General features: G+C 63.4%; 5 protein-coding genes and 1 pseudogene. 2 read left to right on the top strand and 4 right to left on the bottom strand.

Translation table 11 applies throughout. The annotated features are described in order from the left end of the window. Positions 1 to 453: GlxA family transcriptional regulator (locus AC1DKD_RS39705; protein ID WP_477144603.1), on the top strand; the 453-nt coding region annotated here is incomplete at its 5' end. 418 nt (positions 454 to 871) lie between these two features. Here the strand turns inward: AC1DKD_RS39705 and AC1DKD_RS39700 are convergent. The 4 genes and pseudogenes from AC1DKD_RS39700 to AC1DKD_RS39685 form a co-directional block, all read right to left on the bottom strand. Then, a pseudogene (locus AC1DKD_RS39700) lies at positions 872 to 3,119 on the bottom strand (xanthine dehydrogenase family protein molybdopterin-binding subunit). An 11-nt stretch (positions 3,120 to 3,130) separates the two neighbouring features. Continuing rightward, positions 3,131 to 3,589, bottom strand: a complete 459-nt coding sequence (locus tag AC1DKD_RS39695) for a (2Fe-2S)-binding protein (RefSeq protein WP_477103096.1) — start codon at positions 3,587 to 3,589, stop codon at positions 3,131 to 3,133. Positions 3,590 to 3,600: 11 nt separating this feature from the next. Beyond that, positions 3,601 to 3,882 carry a c-type cytochrome gene (locus AC1DKD_RS39690; protein ID WP_477144602.1) on the bottom strand — a complete coding sequence of 94 codons (282 nt, stop codon included), beginning with the start codon at positions 3,880 to 3,882 and terminating at the stop codon, positions 3,601 to 3,603. 57 nt (positions 3,883 to 3,939) lie between these two features. After that, positions 3,940 to 4,749, bottom strand: coding sequence for an SDR family NAD(P)-dependent oxidoreductase (locus AC1DKD_RS39685; protein WP_459569114.1), 810 nt, complete (start codon positions 4,747 to 4,749; stop codon positions 3,940 to 3,942). 274 nt (positions 4,750 to 5,023) lie between these two features. On the opposite strand from AC1DKD_RS39685, the gene AC1DKD_RS39680 reads away from it, so the two are divergent. Further along, positions 5,024 to 5,336: alpha/beta fold hydrolase (locus AC1DKD_RS39680; RefSeq protein WP_477144601.1), on the top strand; the 313-nt coding region annotated here is incomplete at its 3' end.

The raw sequence follows: 5,336 nt of genomic DNA, 5'->3' as shown, positions 1-5,336 counted from the left end.
CACGACCACGGCGCGGCGCTGGCACGTAACGTGGCCCGACGCCTGGTCGTCTATTACCGCCGCCCCGGTGGGCAATCCCAGTTTTCGGCATTACTGGAACTCGAGCCGCGCAGCGATCGCGTCAAACGCGCGCTGATCTACGCGAAGGAAAATCTGCGCAATGCGCTGACGGTGGAGGAGCTGGCGGATGCCGCGCGCCTGTCGCCGCGCCAGTTCAGCCGGGTGTTCCGTGAGGAGACCGGCCAGTCCCCGGCTAAGGCCGTCGAGATGCTCCGGCTGGAAGCGGCCAGAACCATGCTCGAGTCAGGTCGTCACCCGATGGAAACCGTGGCGCAGGACACAGGGTTTGCGGACCGCGATCGTATGYGCCGGGCCTTTGTGCGCGCCTACGGCGTGTCGCCAAGCAGCATCCGGCGAAAGGACGCACTAGTAGAGCTGGAAGCGACGGAATGAACTGACGGCCAGCGACCGAAGCGGCCGGGTTGCGAGCGCGTCAGATTAGCGACGCTAGGATGCGCATCTCCGCATTCACTGGCTTGCGACATGACATGACATGCCACGCGCAATGGATGCCRTAGTTTGAATTCCGATGCCATACGAGTTCGATGTCGTAGATGTAGCCGTCAGATAGGTTGACTGTCTCCGCGTCGCGGAACGCCTCGGCGGCGTCAGATATGTTGATTGCCGGCTACGCCGAATGAACTAGGTTCTGGGCCTTACAGATCCATCGTCATCGAGGATGACAAAGCCCTTTGAGGGAACATTATCAATGTGCGAGGGGCGGCATACAGGGTGCACAGTAACCGAACGATTGCTGTTAACGGTAGATTGCGGGGCAGAGAGGACGTGATGCCTCTCTGCCTCTGAACGATCAGATGACGAAGGGCATCTGCCGCTGGCGCTTGCCCGTCAGCCGGAACAGTGCATTGGCGACCGCCGGTGCGATCGGTGGCACGCCAGGCTCGCCCAGTCCCGACGGTGCGTCTTCGGACGGCACGAAGAACACGTCGATGTGCGGTGCATCGGGCATCCGCGGTGGCGGATAGTCCGGGAAATTGCTGTTCCGAACCACTCCGTTCTCCATCTCGATGGCGAAGCCGGGCCGAATCATCGACAAGCCGAAGATGCATGCGCCCTGGACCTGGGCTCAGCGGATTGACGACGCGATTGCAGTGGACACCGGCCGTGACGTTGTGCACGCGCGCCTCACCCTTGGCGACGGACACTTCGACGACATACGCAACCACCGTCCCGAACGACTCGTGTACGGCCACGCCCCACGCATGCCCCCTCGGCAGTTTGCGCTTGCCGTAGCCGGCCTTGTCCGTGGCCAGCTGCAAGGCGGCGCGTTGTCGGACATGCTTGGTGGTGTCGAGTCGTGCCATGCGCCAAGCGACGGGATCCTGCTTCGCGGCCGTGGCGATCYCGTCGATCAGCGTCTCCTTGACGAAGCTCGTGTGGGTGTTACCCACCGAGCGCCACCAGAGCACCGCGACATCGACCTTCGGGTGATGAGCCGTCACCTGCATCGGCAGAGCGTATTCGTTCTCGACGATGCCTTCGGTCATGGTCGAGTCCACGCCGTTCTTCACGAGAACCGGCTCGAATGGGGTTCCCATGACGATCGACTGRCCGACGATCGCRTGCTGCCARCCTACGACCTGMCCCTTTKCGTCGAAGCCGATGCGCGCGCGGTGGACATGTAGCGGGCGATAGTAGCCGCCCTTGATATCGTCTTCGCGACTCCACATGACCTTGAGCGGTTCGGCATGACCTCTGGCGATCCACTCGCGAAGCACGCCTGCCGATTCGACCAGATAGTCCGACGTCGGCACGGCACGCCGGCCAAAGCCGCCGCCGGCCATCATCGTGTTGAGTGTCACCTTTTCGACGGGTAGCGACAGCGTCTGGGCGATCGCCGCCTGATCGACGGTCTGGAACTGCGAGCCGACCCAGACCTTGACGCTGGTCGCCTTATTGCCGCTGATTTCCGCCTGCATGGTGCAGTTGAGCGGCTCCATTGGCGCATGCGCGAGGTACGGCAGCCGATACTCGGCGTCGATCACGCGTGCTGCGCCTGAGAGGGCCGCCTGCATATCGCCGCTCTCTAGCGGGCGCGCCACCTTGCCGGGCTGCGTCGCAAGCTTGCTGTACTCCTCGTAGAGCGCCTGCGTGCTGACTGTCGAGCCCGCATCTTCCCACTCGATCTGCAGCGCGTCGCGTCCCTGCTTTGCTGCCCAGTATCCGGTGGCCACTACCGCCACGCCGGAGCCGCCGCGATCCGCGGGCACCTGCATGACGTCGACGACGCCCTTGATCGCTCGCGTCTTGTCTGCATTGAACGACTTCACCTTGCCGCCGAAGCGCGGCGGGTGCGCGACCACGGCCACGACCATCTCCTTGAGTCGGGTATCGATGCCGAACACCGGGTCGCCGCGTAGCTTCGATGCGGCGTCCAGTCTCGGCATGGGCTTGCCGATGAGGCGGAACTGGGACGGGTCCTTCAACACCACGGTAGCCGGCACCTTCAGACTCATGGCCGCGTCGGCGAGCTCGCCATATGTGGCACGATACGTGCCCGAGGTGACCACACCCTGCGCGGCGGAGCAGCTGGCGGGATCCACATTCCACTGCTTGGCCGCCGCCGTCACGAGCATCGCGCGGGCGCGCGCGCCGAGTTCGCGATACTGGGTAAACGAATGCATCAGCGCGGTGGAACCGCCAGTCATCTGAATGCCGAAGCCCGGGTCGCGATACTCGTCCCCCGCCGGTGCCAGCATCGATCGCACGTTCTTCCAGTCTACGTCGAGCTCGTCGGCCAGTACCATTGGCAGCGCGGTATGCACGCCCTGGCCGAACTCGAGCCGATTGACGGCGATCGTCACCGTATTGTCAGGGGCGATAATCACGAATGCTTGCGGTGGCGACGGCGCCTTTTGCTTCCCGCCTTCTTCCGCCGCTTGGGCGAGGTCGACACCGCCGACCAAGCCGAGCGCGAGTCCACCCCCGGCCATGCCAGTCAGCTTGAGAAAGCTGCGGCGCGAGAGTGGCGCGACGCTCTCCTTGGACTCGATCATGCCACCACCGCCCGCAAGCGCTTCCAATCCACGAATACGCATGATGGTGCTCCTCAGGCGATTGCGCGCGCGGCATCCTTGATGGCCGCGCGAATACGTTGATAGGTGCCACAGCGGCAAATGTTGCCCGCCATCGCCTGATCGATATCGGCATCGCGTGGCCGCGGCTTAGTGCGCAGCAGGCTCACGGCGCTCATCACCTGACCGTTTTGGCAGTAACCGCATTGCGCCACATCGTGCCGGATCCAGGCATCCAGTACCGCGCGGCCGATCTTGTCGTCGCTTATGCTCTCGATCGTGTTGACGTTTACTCCAGCCACAGCCGAGAGGGGCATGACGCAGCTTCGCGTCGCGGTGCCGTTGATATGGACCGTACACGCGCCGCATGCGGCCATGCCGCAACCAAACTTTGTGCCGGTCATACCGAGGTTGTCGCGCAGGGCCCAGAGCAGCGGGGTGGACGGATCGGCGTCGACGTCGAGCGTCTTGCCATTGATGTTCAGCGTGGTCATCGGAGACTCCTCTACTTCTGCGAGAGAACCCACTGCGCCAGCGCGGTGAGATCGGCATCGGATACCTGCGGCTGCGGCGGCATCGGTACAGCGCCCCATTTGCCGCCACCACCGGCCTTGATGCTGACGGCGAGTTGCTCCGTGGCCTTGCTGCCGCCCTTGTATTTGGCCGCAATTTCCTTCCACGACGGACCCACCAGGCGGGCATTGGCCTGATGGCAGCCCGCGCACGCGTACTTTTGGGCGAGGGCTTCACTGGCGCGGGCCGGCTGATGAGCGAAGAGGGTGGCCATGGCAAGCACGGCCAGTGGGGCGATTGCTATTTTCATGTGGAGACGGGGGTCAAGGTTTCAGTCTTGCTGTCCGGCACGCGCTGCGTAGCGCGGCGCGGCGACGCGGGAGGACAGATTGGACGCCATGGCTTCGCGCGCGGCTTCCCAAGCCTGCCACTGCGAGTCGTCCTGCAACGACGGAATCGAGGCAAACACGCCGGCGTCGAGGTCGCTCAGTGCGGCATCCACCAGCGTTTCGGGTGTCATGACCCAGCTTTCCGGGAGGTTCGACGTAGGGAGACCCGCGACTTCCCAGAAGTCCGTGCCCGTAGCACCCGGCAGTACGACCTGAACGGTCACGCCGCTTTCGCTCAACTCTTTCTTCAGCGAACGGCTGAATGCCAGTACGAATGCCTTTGCGCCGCCGTAGACGCCATTGAGGATCTCGGGGGCGATCGCGACGATCGATGCGATGTTGATGATCGTCCCGGCGCCGCGCGCGGCAAATGCGGGCGCGGCCGCATAGGACAGTCGCATGACGGCGGTGACGTTGACGCTGATCATGCGTTCCATGTCGTCCACCGGCGATTGCGCGAGGGTACCAGCGCCGCCGAAACCAGCGTTGTTGACCAGCATGGTGATGCGATCGTTGCCAGCGAGCGTGGCCTCGACACGTCGCAGGCCGGCAGCGTCGGTGAGATCCGCCACTAGGACGTCCACCTGGACACCATGCGTGCTCGAAAGCCTGGCCGCATGCGCGCGCAACCGTTCTTCATTGCGTGCAACGAGTATGAGGTCATAGCCGCGTGCCGCGAGGCGATCAGCGTAGACGGCGCCGATGCCGGAGGACGATCCGGTGACGAGAGCGGTTCCGAGTTGTGATGGCATGTGTATCCTTTTGGGTAAGAGGGAGCTGCTTAATGCGCGCGGTGTGGCATGCAGATACGCGCAAGCATAGGGATAGTGACGCGCCATGGACTGACATATACACCGCATTTTCGGACAACATTGCCGTACACACGTGTTCCCACATTCAGCGCTGCTTGGGCGCGAACCGAAGGCATGACAGAAAACGCCGTGTTTATGTCCTGCATCGGGGCGCATTCGGCAATACGCTTGGCAGGTAACTCATCGAGAACGATCCACAATACAACTACCCACCATGACACGTTCTTTCGACATCGATACCCCGTATGGCCGAATTTGTGCGCGCGAAGCCGGCCCCGAGGGAGGCATCCCGCTACTGCTGCTGCAGCGGTTCCGCGGCACGATGGACGATTGGGACCCGGCGTTTATCAAGGAACTGTCGGCGGACCGGCGCATCATCTGGTTCGACAGTACGGGTATCGGGCGGTCGGGCGGCATCGTGCCGGACACGATTGCAGGCATGGCGGCGGTAGCATGCGCGGTCATCGCAGCACTGGGTCACAAGCAGGTGGACGTGTTGGGTCTGGCAGGTGGACGTGTTGGGTCTG

This window comes from Cupriavidus sp. 05T313 (assembly GCF_056396665.1).
Note: the sequence above shows the minus strand (reverse complement) of the source record. Positions and strands in the feature narration are given on the sequence as shown.

Bases quoted from the DNA above. Each gene is read 5' to 3' on its own strand.
- AC1DKD_RS39695 (WP_477103096.1), bottom strand. From the start codon at position 3,589: ATGACCACGCTGAACATCAATGGCAAGACGCTCGACGTCGACGCCGAT.
- AC1DKD_RS39690 (WP_477144602.1), bottom strand. From the start codon at position 3,882: ATGGCCACCCTCTTCGCTCATCAGCCGGCCCGCGCCAGTGAAGCCCTC.
- AC1DKD_RS39685 (WP_459569114.1), bottom strand. From the start codon at position 4,749: ATGCCATCACAACTCGGAACCGCTCTCGTCACCGGATCGTCCTCCGGC.